Below are 21,605 nucleotides of genomic sequence, written 5' to 3' on the forward strand. Positions count from 1 at the left end.
TGGCGCCAATCGTCGTTGACAAACCGCAACGCACTCAGGCCGAAATCGGCTAAGAGGCGAGTATGCCGTAAGTGCTGGCCTGATTTCAAGGGAAGAAATCAAAGATCGTGGGTGCCACGGTTGGCTTGTCCAACCGAGTGCCCGCTAGACGGCCACCAAGAAATTTCGCAGGGTGTCGGCCGGATAGAGGCAAAAGCCGTACTCACGCGAGGTCAGCACGCTCGTAGCGCGCGATAAGCGCATCGCATCGTGACGCCGTCTGAGCAGATCGCGGCGGCGCGGCTCGATCCAGGCCTGCAGCGCCTCGTTCGCCGCGCGGATGGCATGGCATCGCTCGCGACCGTTCTCGCGGGTTTGCTCGGTCTGCAACCACTGCGATTTGAGCGCCAGCCAGCGCGCGACATCAACCGGCGCGCGATCCCAATCGTGCAAGGCGGCAATGTACCGCTCGGGATGATACTCCAAATCGCGCAGCTCCTGATCCAGGTGCCGCACCTCGTCCGGAGCGACGCCCTGGGTGGCCGATGCCAGGTGCAGCGTGGCCGAGATCACCAGATAGTCCGGCGGCTCTAGCCCGAAGAAGCGGCGGATGAGTTCGTCGGTCAATTGATCGTATTTGGCCCCGCCGATGCCGTGCACGAACAGATCCGACAAGACAAGCCTGGCAAACAAGGTGGTCACAAGCGCGCGGCTGCGGAGCTTGATCCCCTGTGCGGCCAGGCCGGCCAAGGCTTCGATGGCGTGGGTTGGATCGGCGCCATCGGCCAGCGGCAACTCGAATTCGATGCGGCGGCGATCGGTCAGCGTCATGCCGGCAGCGTGGCGACGGACGAACAAACGCCGCCGACGCGGCGCCGCCGAGGTCCACAACCAATACGGCGCTTCCAGCCATTCGCCGTCGATGGCCAGGTTGGGCACGGGGTGATTGGCGCTGCGGACGTGATTCAGGCGGCGATAAGCGTTGACGGCGTCGTTGTACACGTCGCGAAATCGCGGCAGCTCGACGAGCACGTGCGAGGTAAACCAATGAAATGCCTGTAGCGCACAGACCTGGCTCTGCGGAATCTCGAGCGTTTGCAGCCCCCATGCTGCTTCCAACTGATGCCGGGCTTGGGACAGGCATTGCCCCAGGTTGCGCGTCTGATTGGTCCGCGCGCGGACCAGCGGCCAATATTCCTCGAGCAGCGGGTTCGGAACCAGGCCGTGAACCCAGGTTGAGGCGCGTTCGCCGAAATCGGCGAACAGCGTGCGATCTTCGATGTCGCGCTCTTCGTACGGAATTTCGTCGGAGGCGACATCGAAGGGAATCGATTCCACCAGTGGCGCTTCGAGCGATCCGCCCGGCACGCGCAGCGACACATGTTTGACCGTGTCGTTATCGATCACCAGGTTGATGGGGAGGGCGTCGTTCTCGCGGGCCAGTCGATTGAGCGCGAAATTCTTGAACCATACGCCCGGATGAAATAGCTCGGGCTGATGCCCGGCGACGAGCAACCGCTTACACTCGTGCGGGACGTCCACCTTTCGATAAGAGGCCGTATAGCGATGGGCCAGTTCGACCAGCTCTTGGCGGCCGGCCGTCGAAAGGTCATCGAGCGAGCGCCCGTGCAGATTACAACGATGCGCGCGGCGCCGCTGGATATTGGCGGCGAGCAAGCCGCGCACTTCGGCCGGCGGGGGATCGATGAGTATAGACCCATTCCCACGCGGGGCGCGAAAGCGGCGATTTAGTGGCGCGTCATTGCCGGCGGTCATCCGGCCCTGTCTCCGCACATGGTACGCGCGTGGGGCGTCTTGGGCCGCGGCTCTAGTTTGGACATCGCTCTGGCCAGCACGTCGTTGTAGTGGGCGAAGCGCGTGTCGGCGTCGTCCAGGGCTCCGCCGAACGAACGGGACAGGTCGAGGTATAACAGCGGCACCGCCAATTCGCGAATGCGAAAACCCACGTGCGCGGCCTGCACCCACAGCTCGAGCGGCATGGCATAGCCGGTCTCGGTCAGCTTCAGCTCTGCGAGCGCCGGCACGCGATAGGCCTTGAAACCGCAAAACGCGTCGGTCAATTGCAGGCCCAGCAGTTCGTTCAGGCGCGCGGTGAGCCGCTCGTTGATTTTGCGGCGATCCGCCGGGGGCTGGCTGTCTCCGCTGAACTGGGCCAGATACCGGCTGCCCGACACCATGTCCTGGCCCTGGCACGCTTCGAAGAAACTCGGAATCAAGCGCGGCTGGTGCTGACCGTCGCAATCGATCGTGACCAGCACGTCGTATTTGTTTTGCAAGGCGAAATCGAACGCCGAACGAAGTGCCGCTCCATAACCCCGATTGTGCTCGTGGGTGACGACATGAATGCCGGGTTCGGCCGCCAATAGTTCGGCAGTGCCGTCGCTCGATCCATCATTGACGACCAGGATGTCGCTACTGTAGCGGCGCACTTCCGCCAGGACGGGGCCGACGTGGCTCGCTTCGTTATACACGGGCAAGGCCGTAAGCAGTCGTTGCGACATGGGCGCACCTCGATTGGGAAAAAGCGCAGGACAACGCCGCCAACGCCCGCCAGAAAATCGTCGCTGGCAATTCTAGGTGGCTCAGGCGGCAAGTCAACGCTGGGCCACGGCCGGTGGGGCGCCGGCTGCGGTGTGCCGAAAGAGAGTGCGATCTCTAGGCCCACCGGAGCGGGTCGCGCTCTTGACTGCTGGCCCAAACCTTGGCAGCGGGAAATTGGCGCGCCAGCACCTCGGCGAGCCAATCGAGGGCGAAGCGCTCGCTGGCGTAATGTCCGGTCAGGACGAGGGTCATGCCGGTGGCTTCGGCCTCGAGCGCGGTATGAAATCGCGTCTCGCCGGTCACGAAGCAATCGCATGCCGCGCGCCGCGCATCGGCCAACAACTCGCCGGCGCTGCCGCAACCGACGGCGATCTTAGTGACGTGGGCCTGTAAATCTCCGACGACTTGTACGGCGTCGATCGACAGGAAGCGCTTCACGCGCTCGACGACCTCGATCAAAGAAATCGGTCGCAACGGACTGCCGCAGCGGCCGGTTCCTAGTCGCCGTCCGTCGGGATCTTCTAAGCGCGTGACGAGCGGTTCGATCTGTTCCAGTCCAATACCCGCGGCCAGCCGCTGATTGATCCCCTCGGGCGCGGAATCAAAGGCGGTGTGCGGACTGTAGACTGAAACGCCGGCGCGGGCCAGCGTCCACAGCAAGCGCCCATCAGGCGCGTCGGTCGTAAGCCGCTTGAGCGCGGTGAAGGGCAACGGATGATGAACCACGATCAAATCCGCCTTTTGTGCGACGGCTTCTTCGGCCGTGGCGCCCGTGATCGTCAGGCAGGTCATGATGCGGCTGGCGGCGAGGCGGCGATCGCCGACCAGCAATCCGACGTTATCCCAAGCCTCGGCCAGCCGTAGCGGCGCAAAGGCATCCAGGAAGCGAGCCACGTCGTCGACAGTAACCATGGAATGACTCGTTGGGGGTAGCGATAACGCATGCAGCGCGCTTTAGCTTCTGCACGATTAAGCATAGCGTAGCGCAAGGACTCACTACGGGACGAGCCGCGACCGCCCTGATGTGCAAACAATTGCAGGCCCGCGGGGCGGGTCGGTTGGTCGCAGGAGGCTACAGCCGTTAGAATCGGCGAGATCGAAAGGACCGAAGTGCATGCCGCCATTTCAAATTGCCATCAAAATACGCAACCTGCGTTTGCCGCTGAAGCGCGCGTTGCAGGTGGCCCATCAATTGGGTGCGACGGCCGTCGAAATCGACGGTCGTGAGGAGATTCGTCCTGCCGATCTTTCCGACTCGGGGCGCCGGCAGTTGCGCAAACTGCTGGATGACCTGAACCTGCGCGTGGCGGCCGTCAGCTTTCCGACGCGGCGTGGCTACAACGTGGCCGAATCGCTCGACGAGCGCGTCGCGGCGACAAAAAATGTCATGCGGATGGCCTACGAATTGGGGAGCTCGATCGTGGTGAACCAGGTGGGCCGTGTGCCGGCCGACGCCGAGGCACCCGATTGGCCCATCCTGCTCGAAGCTCTCACCGATCTCGGCGCGTTTGGGCAACGCGTAGGAGCCACGCTAACGGCTGAAACCGGCAGCGAGAGCGGCGAGGATCTTGCCCGGCTGATCGCGGCGCTGCCGGACGGGTCGTTGGGCGTAACTTTCAATCCCGGCAATCTGATCATCAATGGGTTTATCCCTTTGGATGCCGTGGCGGTGCTGGGCCGCAGTATTCTGTATGTGCACGCCAAAGATGGGGTCCGCGATCAGGCGCGCGGACGCGGCGACGAGGTGGCGCTGGGGCGCGGTGTGGCGGACTTTCCGGCGATCCTGGGGGCCCTGGAAGATTTCAACTATCGCGGGGCTCTGTGCGTCGCGCGCGACCAGGCCGAAGACCCGGCGTTCGAAATCGGCCAGGCCATCAAGTTTCTACAGAGTCTTAGTTAACAGCGCCTGAATTAGCAGCGCCTGACCTGATCGTCGGCAAGAGTCGTTACGCTTCGACCAGCACCGTATCGTCGTGCTGGTAGCCGGGCGCGCAGCAGCAGAGGAAGCGCAGTTCTTCGCGTCCCGTGTTTGTGATCTGGTGTTCAGTGCCGGGAGGAATGGCGATGGCATCCCCCGGGCCCACCGGGCGCGTTTCGGTGGCGATCCGCATCAGGGCTGTTCCCTCGAGGATGTAATAAATCTCCTCGGTCTGCGGGTGCCAGTGCGGAGTCGTCGACAGGCCGGGCGCCAGCCGCGCTTCGGCCAGGCTTTGCTTGACGATGCACGAATTGCGATCGGCCAGCAGCTCGCGAATCTGGGATCCGTCTTTGGTCGTGAAAGCTGCCACTTCGTTGATATTGCGGATGTCCATCGGTGCTAGCAGCAGACAGTGTTTGGAAATGAAGGTTTCAGTCGTCGATGCTTGTTCGCTCGGACGGCATTGCTGATTCACGGGACTCGGCCGCGGCCATCTGCTCGCGTGCGTTTACTTATTTACGTTGGATGCCGACGCGTGCCGGACGGTATTCGCGCACATCCCAATCGGCGGGCCCGGGCAGCGTGGCAAAATCGAAACGCTCGTCAGCCTCGACGACGAACGTACTTCCGGCGGGCGCAGCCTGCCACAAGTGCGTTAGCATGGTGATGATCTCTTCGGCGCGGCTGACGTAGAAGTCGTAGGGAGGGGAACAAAAGACCACCCAGGGAGTGGAACCCAGGTCGGGCAGACGTCTTGCCCAAATAAATGTGTTGGCGGGAACAACCTGCGTGCCGGCCGCCACTTGTAACGTGGCGATATTTTCACGAATCACCGCGGCCGTGGGAAAGTGCTGTTCGATGAAGGTGGCCTGTGCGGCGCCGCGGCTGAGGGCTTCGAGCCCGAGCGCTCCGGTACCGGCAAACAGGTCGATAGCGTGTGCGCCGACGACCGACGGACCGACCAGATTGAAAACAGCCTCGCGCACACGATCCTTCATCGGGCGCGTGCGTACGTCGCCGGTGTATTTGAGCCGGCGCCGCGCGTACATGCCCCCGATTATCCGCAGGGGGGTAGGGCTCGACGCTGGGGGGTCGTCACGCGGCGGATTGCGTGCAGACCGTGAGGGGCGGTTCACGTCGGAGTCCTTTGAGCGCACAATATATGATGCTGATTACGTCGAACTAACGGCAGTGGCGACACCACGGTCGTGCGGCGGGCTTATCCCGCTGGCGCAGCCATTTGAGCATGTCGCGACGTATACAACTATGGTACGTTTACGATTTCCCAGGCGGAAGCGTAAGGTGAGCAAGCGCCGCTGCCGTTTTCCAACACTTTTTCCGAGAGGGTTTGGCACAATGCACTTCCGTGTTTGCCTGGTGATTCTGGCAGCAGGCGTTTTGGCGGTGGCTGCTCCGCGCGTACAGGCTCAGGACTCGTCGAAAAAGGACGCATCGCAGGACCCGGTTGCCGCCTTCGAAGCGGTGTTTTCCGACTGGAAGAAGATTCTGGCCGAACTGAAAAAGAATACCGCCGAGGACCGCGCAGCCAAGCCGGACGATCGTGAAAAGCTGGCCGAGCAGCGCAAGGAAATCTTCAAGCGCGCCGAGGCTATGGAGCCCAAGATCAAGAAGGCGGCCGAAGACGCCTACATAGCAGAGCCCAACAAGCACAAAGACGTGGGCGCCTTTCTGGAATCGATCATTGTGGCCGCCGAGCGTAAGGACAAGTACGAGGAAGCCTTGCGGGTGTCGAACATCCTGATCGACAAGGGTTACGACAACAAATCACTTCCCGCGGTCGCGGGCCGCGAGGCGTTCTGGTCCAACGATTTCGACACGGCCGCCAAGGATTTCAAGATCGCCGCCGACGCCAAAACGTTAGACGAAAAGGGGCAGCAGCTCTATGAGCAAGTGCCCGAGTATCAGAAGAAATGGGCCCGCGAGAGCGAGATCCGCGCGGCCGAGGCCAAGGCCGACGATTTGCCGCGCGTGAAGCTGAAGACTAGCAAGGGGGACATCGTCGTCGAGTTGTTCGAGAACGAGGCGCCCAACACCGTTGCCAATTTCATCAGTCTAGTTGAAGCCAAGAAATATGACGGTACCCCATTTCACCGTGTGATCCACGGCTTTGTGGCTCAGGGGGGCGATCCCAAGGGGGATGGCACCGGCGGCCCGGGCTATACGATCGCCTGCGAGTGCGGGCGGGACGATCACCGCGAGCATTTTCGCGGATCAATGAGCATGGCCCATGCCGGCAAAGACACCGGCGGATCGCAATTCTTCCTGACGTTCACCCCGACGGCGCATCTTGATGGCCTGCACACCGTGTTTGGCCGCATCATCGAGGGTCTGGACGTCTTGTCTGAGTTGCAAAAGCGCGACCCCGGCGCGGCCAATCCGCCCGAGGCCGACAAGATCATCAAGGCCACAGTCGTACGGAAGCGCGACCATAAGTACGAGCCCGTGACGCTGGCCAAATAGCGCGGGCCCCTAAGTGACCCGAGTTCGGCCGCCGATCGTACGCAAGAGACTTTGCGCACAGCCTCCGCGATTGATACGCTGCGCCTGGGGCGCGGCCGTGGCCGGCCGTGCGGCGTGGGCGGTTATAGCCCCTCGTTCAGGCCTTGCAAATCTGCGGGCAGAAAGCGGCCATCGCGGCGCACCAACTCGTCGTCGAACCAGATTTCGCCGCCGCCATAGTTGGGCGTCTGAATCAGCACCAGGTCCCAATGGACCCGGCTGCGATTCCCATTGTCGCACTCGTCGTAGGCGTTGCCCGGCGTGAGATGGATCGAGCCGCCGATCTTTTCATCGAAGAGCGTGTCCAGCATCGGCTGCCGCACCAGATTGTTGCAGCCGATAGACCATTCGCCGATGTAGCGGGCCCCCTCGTCGGAATCGAGAATCTTGTTCAGCTTGTCCGACTCGTTGCGGCTGGTGGCGCGCACGATTTTTCCCTGGTGGAACTCGAATTCGATCCCTTCGAACACGGTCCCCTGGTAGCGCGAGGGAGCGTTGTAGCGAATGGTCCCCTCCAGGCTGTCGCGGATTGGCGCCGTGAATACTTCTCCATCGGGAATGTTCCGCTGGCCATAACAGGGACGGACGTCGATCCCGCGGATAGAAAATTGCAGGTCCGTGCCCGGCCCGACAAGACGCACCCGATCGGCGGCCTTCATCCTGGCGACCAGCGGCTCTTGGTCCTTGGCCATCTTGGCGTAATCGGCCGTGCAGACTGAAAAGTAGAAGTCCTCGAAGGCCGACGTGCTCATGTTAGCGGCCTGGGCCATGGCATCGGTGGGATAGCGGAGCACGACCCACTTCGTTTTGGGGACGCGGATTTCGCTGTGGACCGGATGCCACCAATGCTTCTGATACAGGTCCATGCGCTCTAGCGGAACGTCCGAGAATTGGCTGCTGTTGGTCGCGCCGCGGACGCCGATGTAGGCGTTCATTTCCTTCATCCGTTCGGCCTCGAGATGGCCGGCCAGCGTCATGTTCTCCGTCGTGCCGGTGCGATACAGCGCGCGTAGCACCTCGTTGTTTTTCAACGTCACAAGCGGTATCGCGCCGCGGGCGGCCGCCAGCTCGACCAGCCGGCATACCAATTGGGGCGAGGGAACATCAATGGCTTCGATCAGGATCTTCTCGCCCGGCTGCAGTTCGCAACTATGGTCGATCAGAATTTCGGCCAACCGCTCTATGCGTGGGTCGTTCATAAGCTCGCAACGCCGTTCGGTAGTGATCTCAGTGCCCTTTGGGGCGTTCATAATAGGCGATTCGTCCTCAGCCAACAATCGGCCGCCGCGGTGCCAGGCTCGCCTTATTCGCGGGCGTTACAACCCCTACGATTGGCCGCCAGCGGCGCGGCACTTTGACGCGTCGTAACCCGCGGCCTATACGAATGTAGGAAAAAAATCGCGCCTTGCGAACACTTGGGACCGGTCGGTCGCGCGGCAAATCACTGCGCGCCCCGTGGCCGTCCGCGCGATCGATTGACAACAACATGGATGCGCACCCGACACAGCCTGACTCGACTCGCGCTGAATCCACGATCGCGCGCGCGCTGGACGCGCGGCGCGAACGGATGCAGGCGCTCGCCACCGCGCGACGCGAACGGCTGGGAAAGCTCGAGGCCGACATTCTCGAGCGGCTGGACGCGGTGGCCGCCGACCTCGACGGGCGGCTGGCATCGTCACATTCCCGTGGCACGGAAGATGTCGAACGGGCCGGCGAAACTCTGGCACGCACGACCGAGCTGACGGAGCGTGCGACCGAACTGGACAAGGTGGCCGCGGATCTCGACCACCGCGCCGCCGCATTAGCCGCGCACGAGGCCACCTGCGCGGGGCGGCAAGCCGAACTCGAGGCACGGGCCCAACAGATCGACGTCGCCACGGCGCAGCTCCGTCAGGACGAGCAGATAATCGTCGGCGAGCGGCAGGCGGCTGCCCAAGAACTGGCCCAGTTGCGCGCGCGAGCAGAAGGCAAGCTGGCGGAGCTCGATCAAGCCCAGGTCGAAGTCGCAGCACAGCAAACGCGCACCAGGTCGCAACGCCGGCAAATCGCAGAACAGTTGCAGCGCGAGCGGATCGCCCAGCGGCAAGCCGTGCAGGAACAGCTGCGCGATGCCGAGAAGCGCTTGCAAGAAGCCGCGCGGTATGAGGCGGAGGTGCAGCGGGTAAGCGCAAGCGCGGCCGTCGAGCAAGAAGCGGCGGCCAAGCGGCATGCCGAGCAGCAGCAAGAACTGGCCCGACAGCAAGCCGAGTGCCAGGCTCGCAAAGCCGAAAACGAAGCGGCCGTGGCTAAGCTGCGGCAAGACCAGCGCGCGGTCGTCAGCGAGCAGCAGGCGGCCCGCGACGAATTAACGCTGTTGAAGAAACGAGTCGAGGAACGGCTGTTAGCGCTGGACCAGGATCTGGCCGAAGTTGCAGCCGAGCACGAGCGGACCCGCGTTCAGCGACGCCGCATTGCCGAACAACTGCGAAACGAGCGCGAAGCACATCGGCAGGAGGTCAATGAGCGGCTCGTGCAACTCGCGGGAGACAATACCAGCGCGCAATCGAGCCATGATGCGCTGTTGGCCGACGCCCGCCGCGAAGGAGATCGGTTGCGCGAGCAATTGCGGCTGCGCGGCGACGACCTGGCCGCCGAGGCCGCCGTGCAAGCAACGCTTCGCGCCGAGCTGGCCCAAGCAAAAACCCGCATCGACGAGTCGATGCGCGATCGCACCGATGCCGAGGCGCGTGCCACGACGGCGGCCCAGAACCTGGAAATAGAGCAAGCGCGTACTGCGGAACTGCAACACGCGCTGGAAGATTTGCGCGGCGAAATCGCGCGGGACGCGGCTCTGTCGAACGTCACGGCGGCGGAAGACTCCGAGGCCCAAACCCGCGCCCTGGCGAAGACGGCGGCGCTGGTTAGCGAACGCGATTCCTTGTTGCGCCATGTGGCCGAAGCCGAGGCGGCTCTGGCGTTGGCTCAGCAAGCAGGCGGCGAGAAACCGGACGCGGGCGCCGATCGCGAGCTGGCCGACCTGACTCAGCGTTACGAAATGGCCGTGCGCGACATCCGCGACTTGAAGAAACAAAACGAAGAGTTGTCGAAGAAAGCGACCAGCGGCGTGCGCACCGTGGCCGTGCCTGGCCAACCCATGGATTGGGAAGCCCGCAAGCGTCAGCTGCTGGAGAGCCTGGAGCAAGACAACGAAGATCAGGATGAAGCGCGGCGGGCCGAGCGGTTGCAGATCGAAAGCGTGATCCTGACGACGGATTCGACCCTCCGCGAAAAGCAAGAAGAAATCGAGGAGCTGAAGCGCCGCCTGGAAGAGCAGGGAGAAGTAGAGGGCGCCATGCCCGTCGTGCGGGCCGCGCCGGCGCCATCGATCGACTCTCACGAGCTGGTTCAGGAGCGTCTGGCGCAGCTCGAAGCCGAATGGGAGCAGAAGCTACGGCAGGCCGAGGTCGATATTTCGCTGCAACGCGCCCAGTTGGCTCGCACGCGGGCCGAGATCGACGAACGGCAAAGAACACTCGACGAGCACGGTGCGCGGCACGACGCCAACGTGGCGAATGATCCGGGGGGCAAATCGAAGAAAGCGCCGCGCGGGCGTTGGCTGTCGCGGCTGGGCTTGCAAGAAGACGAGCAATAACGCGCTCCGCCCCCGGCAATGCTAGGCCTGGGGCGTGCTCTCGCGCTTCAGCCGCGTGCGCAGCGAATCGACCATCCCGTGTGGCGCGGCCGGGGCCGATACGCCCAGGTCCATCCCTTCGCCGAAGTAATACTTGCGCGCTTCGGGGTTCCTGAGGACTTCGTCGGGCTTGCCGTGACAGAGCACCTTGCCGCCGCGGATGACGTAGCTGCGGTCGGTGATTTGCAGCGTTTCGCGGACCTGGTGGTCGGTGATCAAAATCGAGATCCCCGCCGTGCGCAGGCCGCGGATGATATCCTGGATGCTGGCAATCGTCACCGGATCGATGCCGGTGAAGGGTTCGTCGAGCAAGATCAGCTTCGGGTTCGAGACCAGGCAGCGGGCGATCTCGAGGCGGCGCCGCTCGCCGCCAGAGAGCGACATGGCCAGGCTCTTGCGCAGCTTGGTGATATTGAACTGCTCGAGCAATTCATCACAGCGCACGCGGCGCGATTTGCGATCGAAGCCCAGCATTTCCATCATGCCCAGCAGATTCTGTTGCACGCTGAGCTTGCGAAAGACGCTCGATTCTTGCGCCAAGTAGCCCATGCCGCCGTCGCGCGCGCGGCGATACATGGGCCAGGTTGTGACGTTGAGGTCGTTGAGCATGACCTTGCCGGCATTGGGCTCGATCATGCCGCAGGCCATGCGAAAGCTGGTCGTCTTGCCGGCGCCGTTGGGCCCGAGCAACCCTACGATCTCGCCGCTGGCGACCTCAAAGTCGACGCCGTCGACAACGCGGCGCGAGCCGTAGATTTTCACCAATCCGTGGACTTCCAACATCGCCATCGCGTGGTCCTCCATGACCGATCATCTGCCCGCCTGGCGCGCCGGCCGCTTGGCATGCGGCGCGGTGACCTGTCGGCAAGCTAACGCACAAACTTCATACGGGCAAAATTCGGGAAGAACGGAAACGGGATCCTAGTGCCAGGAATCCGGTTCCAGGAATGGGGCCAATACACGAATACGGCCTTGCCTACCAGCAAGTCGCGTTTCACATAATGCTCGGGGCGGCCGTCGGGCCCGCGCCACAGACGGCTATCCGCGCTGCGGGGGCTGTTATCCCCCAACATCAGGAACTCGTCGGAGCGGAGCGGGAATTCGACCGACCGTTGGCTGGCGAATACGCTCGGCCAGCTCGTGGGTTTGGCCAAAAAACCAGCCACAGGCGCCTTATAGTCGCACATGCGGATTTGCGCATTCGAGTCGACGTACTGCGTGGCGATGTAATAGACGTCGCGCAACAGCCGCAAATGCTCGACCTGCAACCCAGCGCCTTTCGATCCGATGCGGGCCGGCGTCAGGTCTTCGATTGTGGGGATGTCGTTTTCGAGTGGCTCGTAGGTCGTGGGCCCGTCGAATTCGATCAGGCTGCCATCGACCCACAGAATCAATTGCGCATCGACATTGGCGAACGAAAGCGTATGCCGCGTGCCAGGGCTGACCTTGGTTTGGGCCTTGGCGCCCATGTCTTCGCCATTTACGGCCAACCGTGCCTGACCCGTAGTGACGTCGATCAGACAGTCGAACGTCCGCCCACCGCGCACCAGGCGAAGCATGGCTTGCGCGTCCTTGCCGGATCCAGCGGGCTCGCAAGTCAAATCACATTCCAGGATCAAATCACCCACCCAGTGCAGGCCCTGAGACTCGCCATCGGGCACGGCGCCATAGTTGCGGTGTGAGCCGGCGTTGTAGGCGTAGAAATCGCTGATCAGGCGGGGCGGAATCTCGGTCCCGTCGTCGACGAACCTTTTGGTCTTCGTAAACTCGGACCAATCCAAGTGGCTCGGTAGACGGTGCTGATAGCCCAGCCAGGCCTCGGCTTCACTCGAACCGTCGGTGCGATAGCCCAAGTATCCGTCGAGCGGCTGCCAGGACCCCGTATCGGCCGGTTCCATGGCGTTCCAGCGCAGCGACAGGCCAGCCGCGGCCAGGTCGGCGACCGTGTAATCGTTGTCGTACACGGTCTGCATGATCGCCCTGACTTTGTCGGGGGGCTTGCGCTTGATCTCGCGCCCTTGCCCATCGGCATCGTGGGTGTAGATATTGCCGCCGTAGATCACGACTGTTTCGTTGGGCAGGCCGATGCAACGCTTGATGTAATTCTCGTTGGCCGTTTGCGGGTACTTGAAGACCACCACGTCCCACCGCTGCGGATCGGCAAAGTCGTAGGGAAACTTCGAGACCAGGATGCGATCCCCTTTGTAAGTGGGGAACTTGCGACCTTCGGCGGTCTGCGGATCGATATCCATCTGATAACGACAATTCGGGCAGACACCGGCGATCACATCGCGCTCGGCCAGGGCCCGAGCGGCGTTGTCGCGCTCGCGGGCATCACGGCGGCCATCTTTCATAGCCGCCCGGTAACTCTCAGCGGCCTCGTCCTGTTCCTCGCTGGCGCTGATGCGGTACGGGATACCGCATTTTTCGCAGGCCAGGTCCTTGTGAACGCCCATCAGCGTGGGCGCCATCGAGCCTGTGGGAATGACGAAGGCTTCGGCCTCGAAGGCGCGAAACAAAAAGGCCAATACGAAAGCGATCACCACGGACTCGACGGTCTCGCGGATGCCGTCCTTGCGCGGCGGCGGCGGAGCGTCCGAGGTCGTGGCGGCGGTCTTCTTTTTGGAAACGACCGCAGGCTTTGTTTTTGCCATCGAGAGTGGCCTTTCAGACCGTCAAATGCTTGCCCCGCTCAGCAACCGAAGCGTCCTAGGCCCAGTGTGGCATGCCGCCCACGCACCGTAGCCGGCATGGCTCGCGACGGCACTCCTGGTCGCAAACCGCGGTCGCCTAAGTTCTGCTACGTGGCCCAAACACTCTCGTATTCGTCAAAGGTCACCGAATATAGCGGATTTCGCAAGGGGCCGGAACTTGAATCCCCCACCAGCGGGCGGGCCACGCGCGGCTCCCACCCTGGGCGATAAAAGGCTTGCCCACCAACAACTTAGCCGACACGGCCGGACCGAATTCCGCGTAGCGGCTGTCCAGTCCCAACGGACTGTTGTCGGCCAGCACGTAGAATTCGTCACTCGCGAGCACGACCGCCAAGCGGGCTGCCGTGTCCTGGGAAGACGCGTCCTCTGGCTGCAGGGGCTGGCCGTAGTACACGTCTCGGCGGATGCACACGTTGGTCAACTGCAACGACAGTCCGTCGCTGGCCACGGCGAAGGGTTGCGACACGCCAGGCGCGTTCGACTCGGACGAAGCCAAGGGATAGTCCAAAAGGACCACACCATCGATGGCCACCAGGCACGAGCGGTCGATCAGCGACAGCTCGACCGAGCGCGCCGCGGCACACAAGGGTTTGCCGCTTGCGGCACCCGCCAGCACGTCCTCTCCTTGACGCAGTTCAACAGCACCGTCGGCTGTTAGCGCCACGACGAAATCGTGCGCGCCGTCGTTGGCCTTTAGATATAACGTCCCCTGCCCCGCTGCCGTCAGCTGAAACGACAGCGCCAGATCGCGCACCGGATGAAGTTCAGCCACGGGCAACGTCTGGTTGTATCCGCAAACGTCGACAATAGGCGACTCGCCGGCAGCGCCACTCACAGGGTCGCGCCGCACGTGATGGTATGTGAGCCAGGTGAGGGGGAATGATGAATGAGAAATGATGAATGATGAATCGGAAACGGCCGCCGGCGACTTGTGCCCTTCGGTGCCCTGCGTATTGTCGTCGTCATCCTTCACTCTGCCTTCACCATTCGGCCCTCTCTCCGTGCCTCCGTGCCTCCGTGGTGAACCGTCCGCATCGGCCGGCCGAAAATCGTAGCCCGCGTCGGTCGTGGTCCAGCGCGAGCCGGGGTCGGCTTGCCAGCAGCGTGGCCCGCTAGCGGCCTGGTCGCGGTAGCGATCGTCGTACACGACCGTCGACAGCGCGTGGCGCTCGGCCAAGGTTTTGCGAACGATCTGGCCATTGACGTAGACCTCGCCTTGGATGAGTTCGATGCGCTCGCCAGGGAGGCCGACGACCCGTTTCACGGAAAGCTCGCTGGCCGCCTGCGGCGTGCGAAAGGCGGCAACTTCCCAGCGGTGCGGAGTGCGCCACGCGAACGCGGTTTTGTCGACCAACACACCATTGCCCGCGGTCGTGTCGGCCGTCGATAGTTGCGCGCCAGCCTGGCCGCAGTTCGGACAAATCGCGAGTCGGCCGTCTGAGGCCGTTCCCTCGATGCCAGCCACGAAATGAAATCCGCAATCCGGGCAAGCGATCTGCACGTGCGGACCCAGCAGGGTGTGGGCCATCGAGCTGCTATCGATCGTGAAGCGCGCCACGAGCCAGGTGTTGATGAGCATCAGCACGATGACGCCCAGGAGAACGGCTTCGCCGATGGTGCGTAGCGTGCCAGATTGCTTGAACCGCCGGCGCGCGGCTGACGACTGTCTGGCCGCAGTTCTTCGGAATGCGGGATGCGCACCAGCGGATTGATCGCGTTCACGTGGCGCGGTGAGCGGTCGCGTGGCGTTGTCGCTGGTGGTCGACATGGTCCGAGCCGTTTGCAAGAATTGCTAGCGTCTGGGGCGAGCGCTTGCCCGTGATTGTAAACCAAAGCGGAGAAACCTCCGATGACAACTGCCGCGCGGATGGGGCAATTGCTGCACAAATCGTACTTTGGACCAGCCTGGCATGGGCCGGCGGTGGCAGAATTGCTGGCCGACGTTTCGGCGGCACAGGCCGTGGCCCAGCCAGCCGTTGGCACGCACAGCATCTGGACGCTGGTGCTGCACATGATGGCCTGGAAGGATGAAGTGCGGCGCCGCCTGACGGGCCCGGGACGGAAGCTCTCGCCCGAGGAGAATTGGCCGCCGATCGCCGATACGAGCGAGGCCGCCTGGCGGCAAACCCTCGAGCGCCTCACCGCCAGCCAGCAGGCGCTCGAAGACGCGATCGCCAATTTAACCGATGAACAATGGGCCGGCGGAGCTGCAGAGGATCACATCGATCGGGAAGAGCTGCTGCACGTGATTATCCACCACGACCTGTACCACGCCGGGCAAATCGCGATTTTGAAAACGCAGAGCAAAAAGCGCGGAATCGCGGCACCAACATTCCTGTGATCCGCGCGATTCGTGGCTTACTTGCCGGTTTGCGCGTCTCTGTGCCTCTGCGACTCGGTGGTGAACTGTTCCTGTTACCACGCTCGGCTGTAGGGGGCGAGGCTATCGCGTGTCGACCAGTTGATGCACCACACCCAGTTCAGCCACCACCGATTCGACGGTGTGACTGTCGACCAGCGCCAGCTCCTGCCCGGCGGCGGCGATCAGGGCCAGATCGGCCAGTTGCACCACGTTGCGTGGGACCCCCTGCGATATTTCGGCCAACAGGGTAATGGCCTCGGGCGCGAACGCCGGCTCGTGCCGTCCGGCGCGGGCCAGCCCATCTTCCAGGTAATGCTGCACGTCCTGGGCGTTCCATTTCAAGAGGTCGATCCGCAGATCGGCCAGTTCGAGCAGCCGTTCTCCCAGTCGACCGACGTGCTGAGTGCGGGCGGCCAGGATCAGCGTTGTGGCCGGAATCGTATCGACGTCGGTTTGGGCCAGCCGCAACACCTGGGCGAGCACGTCCGCCGTGGCCTCCTCGGCATCGTCTAGCAAGACCACGCTGGCCACGCGTTCCAGATGTTGCGTTATGACGTGGTCCGCGAGCACGCGCCACAGTTCGCAGGCGGTCGCGGTCGGCACAAGATCAAGACCCCACACGGCCGCCAGGCGCCACAGGAATTCCTGCTTGTCGAGCCCGAGCAAACTCAGCTTCGCCACCGGGCGGCCGCGGCGGCGGGCCTCGACGGCCAGCACTTCCAGCAGCAACGATTTGCCGCTGCCGGCATGCCCCAACAGCAGCCCCGCGCGATGCTCTCCCTCGATGAGGAAGTGCAGCCGGGCCAGTGCCTCGTCATGCGTGGGGCTCTGGAAGAAATAATGCGGGTCAATCGCGTTGCGAAACGGAGGAGCTTGCAATCCCCAATGGGCGAGATACATGGGCGATCCTTGTTCGCTGCTCCGGCGCCGCGCGCCGGCTTCGGTTGCGATTGCTTGGCGAGATGAGTGTGGGCGCCGATGGCCGTGGCGTAGACGTGTTGCCTGGTGGGCGCGTGACGAACGTGGCCAGGAACCGGTCCGCGTTACCTGGTTGAACACGCACGGGCGCTAGCAACGCCCCGGCGACCGCCAAGGCATAATTCCGTCACTCTTGGTGTTTCGGTAGAATCTCCAGCGAAACTTGACGCATTCACCACCCAGGGCCGTATGTCGCAACGCTATTTCGTCGAAACACGCATCAGCGGGGCACGGGCGACGTTGGTCGACGCCGAGGCACATCATCTGGCCCATGTCATGCGCGCCAAAGCGGGTGATCAGGTCATACTGTTCGATGGCGCAGGGGGAGAGTATGCGGCCGTGGTCGAACGCGTGGCACGTTCCACGATCGAGCTAGCAGTGCTGGCGCATCGTGCGATCGAGCGCGAGCTGGCCGCGCCGGTAGTGGTCGGCGCGTCGCTCCCCAAGGGGGATCGTCAGCGGTGGCTGATCGAGAAACTGGTCGAACTGGGCGTGACCGACTTCGTCCCTTTGGCCACGGCGCGTGGCGTGGCGCAGCCAGTGGGAAATGTAGTCGATCGTCTGCGACGGGCCGTAGTCGAAGCCTCGAAGCAGTGCGGCCGTAATCGCCTGATGCAGATTCAACCGCCGCAGGAATGGCGTGCGTTTGTCTGTGACGCGCCGGCCGCTGCTGGCCGCCTGATCGCCCATCCCGGGGCCGATCGTACGCTGGCGGATGTCGTACGCGGCGCGCCGTCGGCCGCCGCGGCCGGCGTGTTCCTGGGCGTGGGACCGGAAGGGGGCTTTACTGACGACGAAGCACGGTTGGCCCTATCCGCAGGCTGGACCGGCGTCGATCTGGGAGCGCGCATTCTGCGCGTCGAAACGGCTGCCGCAACGCTGGCCGCCGCGGCAGCGATCATGCTCGGCGAAAGTGCGCCGTCGAGCAACGACGCTTGACCGCGAGTCTGGCGGGCTCGATCGGGGTCAGTTCGATGGTACCCGATTGTTTTCGTTTGCATGCCCACGCATCGGCGTGGGCATGGCACCCAAACCAGGCACCCAAAGGAGGTTTGTCCTACCTGATGTGGCGCGGCCCGGAGCCGATCGCGCGTTGATCTTCTCAAGGCGTCGCCATGTTCAGGAATCGCACTTCATTGCTACTTCGACGCTTCGCTCGTTTCCTCTGGCTTCGCTTCGGTCGACTCACCCTTGCGGACGATCCGTCCGAAGAGTTGGCCGCCGTGATTGCCGCCGTCCCAGGTGCCGGCGTACTCGTTGCGGTAGACCAACACCCGCGAGGTGAAGGTGCCAAAGCCGGGCACCGGCATGTCGGTGAGCGTGATGACAGGCGTGTCGCCGGCCCACTTCACGTCCAAGGCCAGCGGCACGGTCAGGTCGTGGGTACCGTATTGAATGCGCGACTTGAACTGCCACTTGTCGCCCGAGATCTTTTTGACACTCTCGATCGTGTATTTTTCTTCGTTGAGTTTTTTATCCTTTTGTCCGCGGACGGTGAAGGTGCCGATCAACGTCGCGCCGGACATCGTTTCTTGGAATTCTTTCTCGAGCGCCGCTTGATCGAGCGGCTTGGCCTCGGCCGGCTTCGGATCATCCGCGGCGCTCGCGATTTGAAAAAGATTTGCGGAGAAAGTCAAACCCAACAGGGCCAGTCCTAGCACGTGCGTGGTTTTCATGTGTGATCCCTTGATCGAGGAGGGGATGTGAGCGAGAGTTTTTTGGCGCGACGCAACGAACGCCGGATCATTATAGCGGACGGCGATGACGCGCGAGCCTGCTATCCCATCCGCTGCGCCAGGTGATCGACGATCAGGTTTCCCACATTCAACGAGGCCGTGGCTGCGGGCGAGGGAGCGTTTTGCACATTGACCACGCGGGCGGCGTCTTGAATGAGGAAATCGTCGACGAGGCTGCCGTCGCGCAATAACGCCTGGGCGCGCACGCCGGCCGGCGCCGCCACCAAATGCTCGGCGCGGATCTCGGGGACCAGCCGCTGTAACGCCCGCACGAAGGCCTGCTTGCTGACACTGCGCCACATCTCGCCCAGCCCGGTGCGCCAGTATTTGGCCGCCATCCGCAAGAAACCTGGGTAAGAAAGCGATTCGGCCAGGTCGCGCAGGTTGATATCGGTCTTGTGATAGCCCTCGCGCGCGAAGGCCAGCACCGCGTTGGGACCGCACTCGACGCCGCCATGAACCATGCGCGTGAAATGGACGCCGAGAAACGGAAACGCCGGATCGGGCGTGGGATAGATCAAGTTGCGGCAGAGGTGTGCGGCCTCGGGCTTGAGCTCGAAGTATTCGCCGCGAAAGGGGACGATCTTGGCCGCCGGCCGCTGGCCGGTCATAGCCGTTACGCGGTCGCATTGCAGGCCGGCGCAGTTCACGACATAGCCGGCCGCATAGGTGCCGGCCGTGGTTTCGACCTGCACTTCGTCGGTCGCGGTGTGGACCTTGACGACGCGTGCGCTGGTGACGATTTGCCCCTCGTGCCGACGAATGTGCTCGGCCAGCCGCTGACAGACTTGCGGATAGTCGATGATGCCGGCCTCGGGAACATGGATGGCCCGCACCCCTTGGGCGTGCGGTTCCAACTCCTTCAATCGCGCCTGGTCGATCATCGTGCAGGCGACGCCATTGGCCTGGCCGCGCTCGTAGATGCGATCGAGCGCCGGCAGATCGTCGGCCGTGACGGCCACAATCACCTTGCCGCAGATGTCGAACGGAACGCCTTCGTCCCGGCAAAACGCTTCCATCGCCGCCTTGCCGGTGCGGCAATTGACGGCCTTCAGCGAACCCGGTTTGTAGTAAATGCCGGTATGCAGAACACCCGAATTATGGCCCGTCTGATGTTGGGCTAGCGAGGCTTCTTTTTCGACGATCACCAACCGTAGTTGCGGGAAGCGGCGGGTGAGTTGGTAGCCGGTGGCCAGCCCGACGATTCCGGCACCGATGATCGCGACGTCGTATTTGTGCATGGCTGCACTTGTACTGGCGATGGCGAACGGGTTCAAGGTGCCGCCGCGCGAGGATGATTTCTCTCGCTGCGATTTAGGCGTGCAACTTCCGCGCGGCCATTAAAAAAGCGTGCCCCGCGCGTCCTAAAGAGCGACGCACGGGGCACTGGCGTGGCGGTTTGGTTGACAGCTCGCGCGTCTACTTGGCGGGGGCTCCCTCGACCATCAGATGCGCGATCTGTTCGAGTAGCTGCGCCGCCTGGGGCGGGAACGCACCTTCCTCGGTGCTCCAGAAATTAACCGTACACGGTTGGCCATCGATCTTGACCGGCACGTGCATGCTGGAGCGAATATCTTTCTTGGCGAGCTTGTTCATGGTCGGACCCTTGACCCCTGCCAGGGAGTCATTGACGACCACCTTGTCAGCCAGTGCATAATCGGCCAGCGCGTCTCCCTGCGCCTTGGCCACGGTCGAAGTGCTGTGGAACGGCGTCTTCAGGCCGATGCGATCTTGCACCAGCTTCAGACGCAGCTTGTCGCCATCGACCGTGGTGATGCACACCCGGTCGACCTGCGGCACGAGTTCCAGAATCTGCCAGGTCACCAGCTCGAACCGCTTGGGGGATTCCAGTGCCGTGCGCGCCAACTGCTTCAGTTGGTCGTCGACCTGGATCGCGTCCCCTTCGGCCTGCTTGAGGAATTCCTTCACCCGCAGGGCCGAATCGGTGGCCGGCGCGGTCAGGTCCTGGTCGGTGAGCGACATTTCGAACCAGCCGAACATCATCTCTTCCCAAGTCTGCTCACCCCAGCTCACCTCGGCATTGGGATTGGGATTGGCGAGATTATCGGGCGAGTTGTCGAAGTGGGCCACGCAGTGCATCTTGGCACCGCGGGGGATCAGCTTCGGCTCGGTCAGCCAATAGGTGGTCTGCCAGCCGAAATCGTAGTGGGGAACCCACAACAGCGTCTCTTTCTTGCCATCCGGGTAAATCAGCTCGTAGAAGAAGTCCTTGCCGCGGACGTGCATGTGCGGCGAGATCGTCAGCAGCGTGGCGTTCTGCCGGAAGACGAACTCGCTCTCAACTTCGAAGTTGGGGTCCTGCGGCGGGATCTTGAACGTGAAGTTGCCCGCGTTCTGCACGGCGACTTCCTTCTTCACCGTCTCAGGCTTGGCAAATACAAAGCCAGCAAAGCTGCGGTCCGTCTGCGCCACACCATTGGGGGTGTAGTGCATCTCGAACAGCAGTTTCGAGCCCTTCTGCACAAAGCGAGCGTAGCCTTCGGGCAGGGGCTCTTGACGCAAACCCGGAGCAAACGCAGCGAGCCAATTCGTTTGCAGACGGCCAGCACGACCAGTCGGAGCAACGCCGGGTGGAATCACGTACACGATAATGTGATGCACGATGGCCGGATTACCCGGCTTGCATTCGATAGCTTTCAGCCACTTGTCCTCGGTCCAGCCTGGATCCAGCACGAACCGCTGGTATTCGACGGTCCCTTCGGCGGGCACGTTGTGCGGTTCGTCGGCCATGAAGATGATTTCGTCCGGCTGCGGAATCTGCCAACCATCGGTAAAGGTGGGGACCGGTGGGACGTTCTTGGAATCACCTTCGGGGGCGCCGTTCTTGACCCAGGTCTCGACCAGTGCCAGGTCCTTGTCACTCAGGCGGCAGTCATTGCTGAACGTGCCGATCGAGGGATCGGCGTGCCAAGGGGGCATGCGACGCTCGGAAACCACCTCTTGAATCATGTCGGCCCAACCCACGGTCTCGTCGTACGAGGTCAGTGGGAACGGCGCAATCTGGCCCGCGCGGTGGCATTCCACGCAATTGGCATTGAGGATCCGCACGATCTGATCGGAATACGTGACGTCGCTATGGGCGGCGGGTTGCTTGATGCGGCCAATCAGGCAGCCTTGAAGCGAGGTGATCGACTGGCTGACTTCG

Annotated in this window: 18 protein-coding genes; 5 read left to right on the top strand and 13 right to left on the bottom strand. The window is 62.9% G+C overall.

Features of this window, described 5'->3' with window-relative positions; translation table 11 throughout:
* Positions 1-144: 144 nt before the first annotated feature.
* The 3 genes from VGG64_20155 to VGG64_20165 all read right to left on the bottom strand — a co-directional run bounded on the left by VGG64_20155 (position 145) and on the right by VGG64_20165 (position 3,453).
* The gene (locus VGG64_20155; protein ID HEY1601926.1) at positions 145-1,755 is read right to left on the bottom strand and encodes a hypothetical protein; all 1,611 of its coding nucleotides are present in this window, start codon (positions 1,753-1,755) and stop codon (positions 145-147) included.
* Positions 1,752-2,501 (bottom strand): glycosyltransferase family 2 protein, encoded by a 750-nt coding sequence (locus VGG64_20160; protein HEY1601927.1) that lies wholly within the window; start codon positions 2,499-2,501, stop codon positions 1,752-1,754. The genes VGG64_20155 and VGG64_20160 overlap by 4 nt, the downstream gene beginning before the upstream one ends.
* Positions 2,502-2,655: 154 nt before the next feature.
* On the bottom strand, positions 2,656-3,453 hold the full coding sequence (locus VGG64_20165) for a Nif3-like dinuclear metal center hexameric protein (GenBank protein ID HEY1601928.1): 798 nt from the start codon (positions 3,451-3,453) through the stop codon (positions 2,656-2,658).
* Between the two features lie 202 nt (positions 3,454-3,655).
* On the opposite strand from VGG64_20165, the gene VGG64_20170 reads away from it, so the two are divergent.
* A complete protein-coding gene (locus VGG64_20170) occupies positions 3,656-4,441 on the top strand; it encodes a sugar phosphate isomerase/epimerase family protein (protein HEY1601929.1) in 786 nt (261 codons plus the stop codon).
* Positions 4,442-4,487: 46 nt separating this feature from the next.
* Here the strand turns inward: VGG64_20170 and VGG64_20175 are convergent, their stop codons facing one another.
* Together VGG64_20175 and rsmD are read right to left on the bottom strand one after the other, a co-directional pair.
* On the bottom strand, positions 4,488-4,853 hold the full coding sequence (locus tag VGG64_20175) for a cupin domain-containing protein (protein ID HEY1601930.1): 366 nt from the start codon (positions 4,851-4,853) through the stop codon (positions 4,488-4,490).
* A gap of 118 nt (positions 4,854-4,971) precedes the next feature.
* Positions 4,972-5,616, bottom strand: a complete 645-nt coding sequence (rsmD, locus tag VGG64_20180; protein HEY1601931.1) for a 16S rRNA (guanine(966)-N(2))-methyltransferase RsmD — start codon at positions 5,614-5,616, stop codon at positions 4,972-4,974.
* A gap of 199 nt (positions 5,617-5,815) precedes the next feature.
* On the opposite strand from rsmD, the gene VGG64_20185 reads away from it, so the two are divergent.
* A complete protein-coding gene (locus VGG64_20185; GenBank protein HEY1601932.1) occupies positions 5,816-6,940 on the top strand; it encodes a peptidylprolyl isomerase in 1,125 nt (374 codons plus the stop codon).
* A 122-nt stretch (positions 6,941-7,062) separates the two neighbouring features.
* Here VGG64_20185 and VGG64_20190 read toward each other — a convergent pair whose 3' ends face one another.
* Entirely contained in the window at positions 7,063-8,229 is a 1,167-nt protein-coding gene (locus VGG64_20190; GenBank protein HEY1601933.1) for an aminopeptidase, read from the bottom strand.
* Positions 8,230-8,465: 236 nt separating this feature from the next.
* Here VGG64_20190 and VGG64_20195 point away from each other — a divergent pair, with 236 nt between their 5' ends.
* Positions 8,466-10,610: a hypothetical protein gene (locus VGG64_20195; protein HEY1601934.1), complete on the top strand. Its 2,145-nt coding sequence runs from the start codon at positions 8,466-8,468 to the stop codon at positions 10,608-10,610.
* A gap of 21 nt (positions 10,611-10,631) precedes the next feature.
* Here the strand turns inward: VGG64_20195 and lptB are convergent, their stop codons facing one another.
* The 3 genes from lptB to lepB (VGG64_20210) all read right to left on the bottom strand — a co-directional run bounded on the left by lptB (position 10,632) and on the right by lepB (VGG64_20210) (position 15,131).
* Positions 10,632-11,438 carry an LPS export ABC transporter ATP-binding protein gene (gene lptB / locus VGG64_20200; GenBank protein ID HEY1601935.1) on the bottom strand — a complete coding sequence of 269 codons (807 nt, stop codon included), beginning with the start codon at positions 11,436-11,438 and terminating at the stop codon, positions 10,632-10,634.
* An 80-nt stretch (positions 11,439-11,518) separates the two neighbouring features.
* Complete coding sequence (gene lepB / locus VGG64_20205) at positions 11,519-13,303, bottom strand: signal peptidase I (protein ID HEY1601936.1); 1,785 nt, start codon at positions 13,301-13,303, stop codon at positions 11,519-11,521.
* Between the two features lie 181 nt (positions 13,304-13,484).
* The gene (gene lepB / locus VGG64_20210; protein ID HEY1601937.1) at positions 13,485-15,131 is read right to left on the bottom strand and encodes a signal peptidase I; all 1,647 of its coding nucleotides are present in this window, start codon (positions 15,129-15,131) and stop codon (positions 13,485-13,487) included.
* 81 nt (positions 15,132-15,212) lie between these two features.
* Between lepB (VGG64_20210) and VGG64_20215 the strand changes: the two genes are divergently transcribed.
* Positions 15,213-15,704 carry a DinB family protein gene (locus VGG64_20215; GenBank protein HEY1601938.1) on the top strand — a complete coding sequence of 164 codons (492 nt, stop codon included), beginning with the start codon at positions 15,213-15,215 and terminating at the stop codon, positions 15,702-15,704.
* A 102-nt stretch (positions 15,705-15,806) separates the two neighbouring features.
* On the opposite strand, the gene VGG64_20220 is transcribed toward VGG64_20215, so the two are convergent.
* A complete protein-coding gene (locus tag VGG64_20220; protein HEY1601939.1) occupies positions 15,807-16,625 on the bottom strand; it encodes an AAA family ATPase in 819 nt (272 codons plus the stop codon).
* A gap of 267 nt (positions 16,626-16,892) precedes the next feature.
* Between VGG64_20220 and VGG64_20225 the strand changes: the two genes are divergently transcribed.
* The gene (locus VGG64_20225) at positions 16,893-17,642 is read left to right on the top strand and encodes a 16S rRNA (uracil(1498)-N(3))-methyltransferase (GenBank protein HEY1601940.1); all 750 of its coding nucleotides are present in this window, start codon (positions 16,893-16,895) and stop codon (positions 17,640-17,642) included.
* A 200-nt stretch (positions 17,643-17,842) separates the two neighbouring features.
* Here the strand turns inward: VGG64_20225 and VGG64_20230 are convergent, their stop codons facing one another.
* The 3 genes from VGG64_20230 to VGG64_20240 form a co-directional block, all read right to left on the bottom strand.
* Positions 17,843-18,379 carry a hypothetical protein gene (locus tag VGG64_20230; GenBank protein ID HEY1601941.1) on the bottom strand — a complete coding sequence of 179 codons (537 nt, stop codon included), beginning with the start codon at positions 18,377-18,379 and terminating at the stop codon, positions 17,843-17,845.
* Positions 18,380-18,480: 101 nt separating this feature from the next.
* Positions 18,481-19,680, bottom strand: a complete 1,200-nt coding sequence (gene lhgO / locus VGG64_20235) for an L-2-hydroxyglutarate oxidase (GenBank protein ID HEY1601942.1) — start codon at positions 19,678-19,680, stop codon at positions 18,481-18,483.
* Between the two features lie 178 nt (positions 19,681-19,858).
* Positions 19,859-21,605, bottom strand: a 1,747-nt coding sequence (locus VGG64_20240) for a GAF domain-containing protein (GenBank protein ID HEY1601943.1), incomplete at its 5' end; no start/stop codon positions are given.

This window comes from Pirellulales bacterium (assembly GCA_036490175.1).
Taxonomy (GTDB): Bacteria; Planctomycetota; Planctomycetia; order Pirellulales; family JACPPG01; genus JACPPG01.

Bases quoted from the DNA above. Each gene is read 5' to 3' on its own strand.
- VGG64_20155 (HEY1601926.1), bottom strand. From the start codon at position 1,755: ATGACCGCCGGCAATGACGCGCCACTAAATCGCCGCTTTCGCGCCCCG.
- VGG64_20160 (HEY1601927.1), bottom strand. From the start codon at position 2,501: ATGTCGCAACGACTGCTTACGGCCTTGCCCGTGTATAACGAAGCGAGC.
- VGG64_20165 (HEY1601928.1), bottom strand. From the start codon at position 3,453: ATGGTTACTGTCGACGACGTGGCTCGCTTCCTGGATGCCTTTGCGCCG.
- VGG64_20170 (HEY1601929.1), top strand. From the start codon at position 3,656: ATGCCGCCATTTCAAATTGCCATCAAAATACGCAACCTGCGTTTGCCG.
- VGG64_20175 (HEY1601930.1), bottom strand. From the start codon at position 4,853: ATGGACATCCGCAATATCAACGAAGTGGCAGCTTTCACGACCAAAGAC.
- VGG64_20185 (HEY1601932.1), top strand. From the start codon at position 5,816: ATGCACTTCCGTGTTTGCCTGGTGATTCTGGCAGCAGGCGTTTTGGCG.
- VGG64_20190 (HEY1601933.1), bottom strand. From the start codon at position 8,229: ATGAACGCCCCAAAGGGCACTGAGATCACTACCGAACGGCGTTGCGAG.
- VGG64_20195 (HEY1601934.1), top strand. From the start codon at position 8,466: ATGGATGCGCACCCGACACAGCCTGACTCGACTCGCGCTGAATCCACG.
- lptB (HEY1601935.1), bottom strand. From the start codon at position 11,438: ATGGCGATGTTGGAAGTCCACGGATTGGTGAAAATCTACGGCTCGCGC.
- lepB (HEY1601936.1), bottom strand. From the start codon at position 13,303: ATGGCAAAAACAAAGCCTGCGGTCGTTTCCAAAAAGAAGACCGCCGCC.
- lepB (HEY1601937.1), bottom strand. From the start codon at position 15,131: ATGTCGACCACCAGCGACAACGCCACGCGACCGCTCACCGCGCCACGT.
- VGG64_20215 (HEY1601938.1), top strand. From the start codon at position 15,213: ATGACAACTGCCGCGCGGATGGGGCAATTGCTGCACAAATCGTACTTT.
- VGG64_20220 (HEY1601939.1), bottom strand. From the start codon at position 16,625: ATGTATCTCGCCCATTGGGGATTGCAAGCTCCTCCGTTTCGCAACGCG.
- VGG64_20225 (HEY1601940.1), top strand. From the start codon at position 16,893: ATGTCGCAACGCTATTTCGTCGAAACACGCATCAGCGGGGCACGGGCG.
- VGG64_20230 (HEY1601941.1), bottom strand. From the start codon at position 18,379: ATGAAAACCACGCACGTGCTAGGACTGGCCCTGTTGGGTTTGACTTTC.
- lhgO (HEY1601942.1), bottom strand. From the start codon at position 19,680: ATGCACAAATACGACGTCGCGATCATCGGTGCCGGAATCGTCGGGCTG.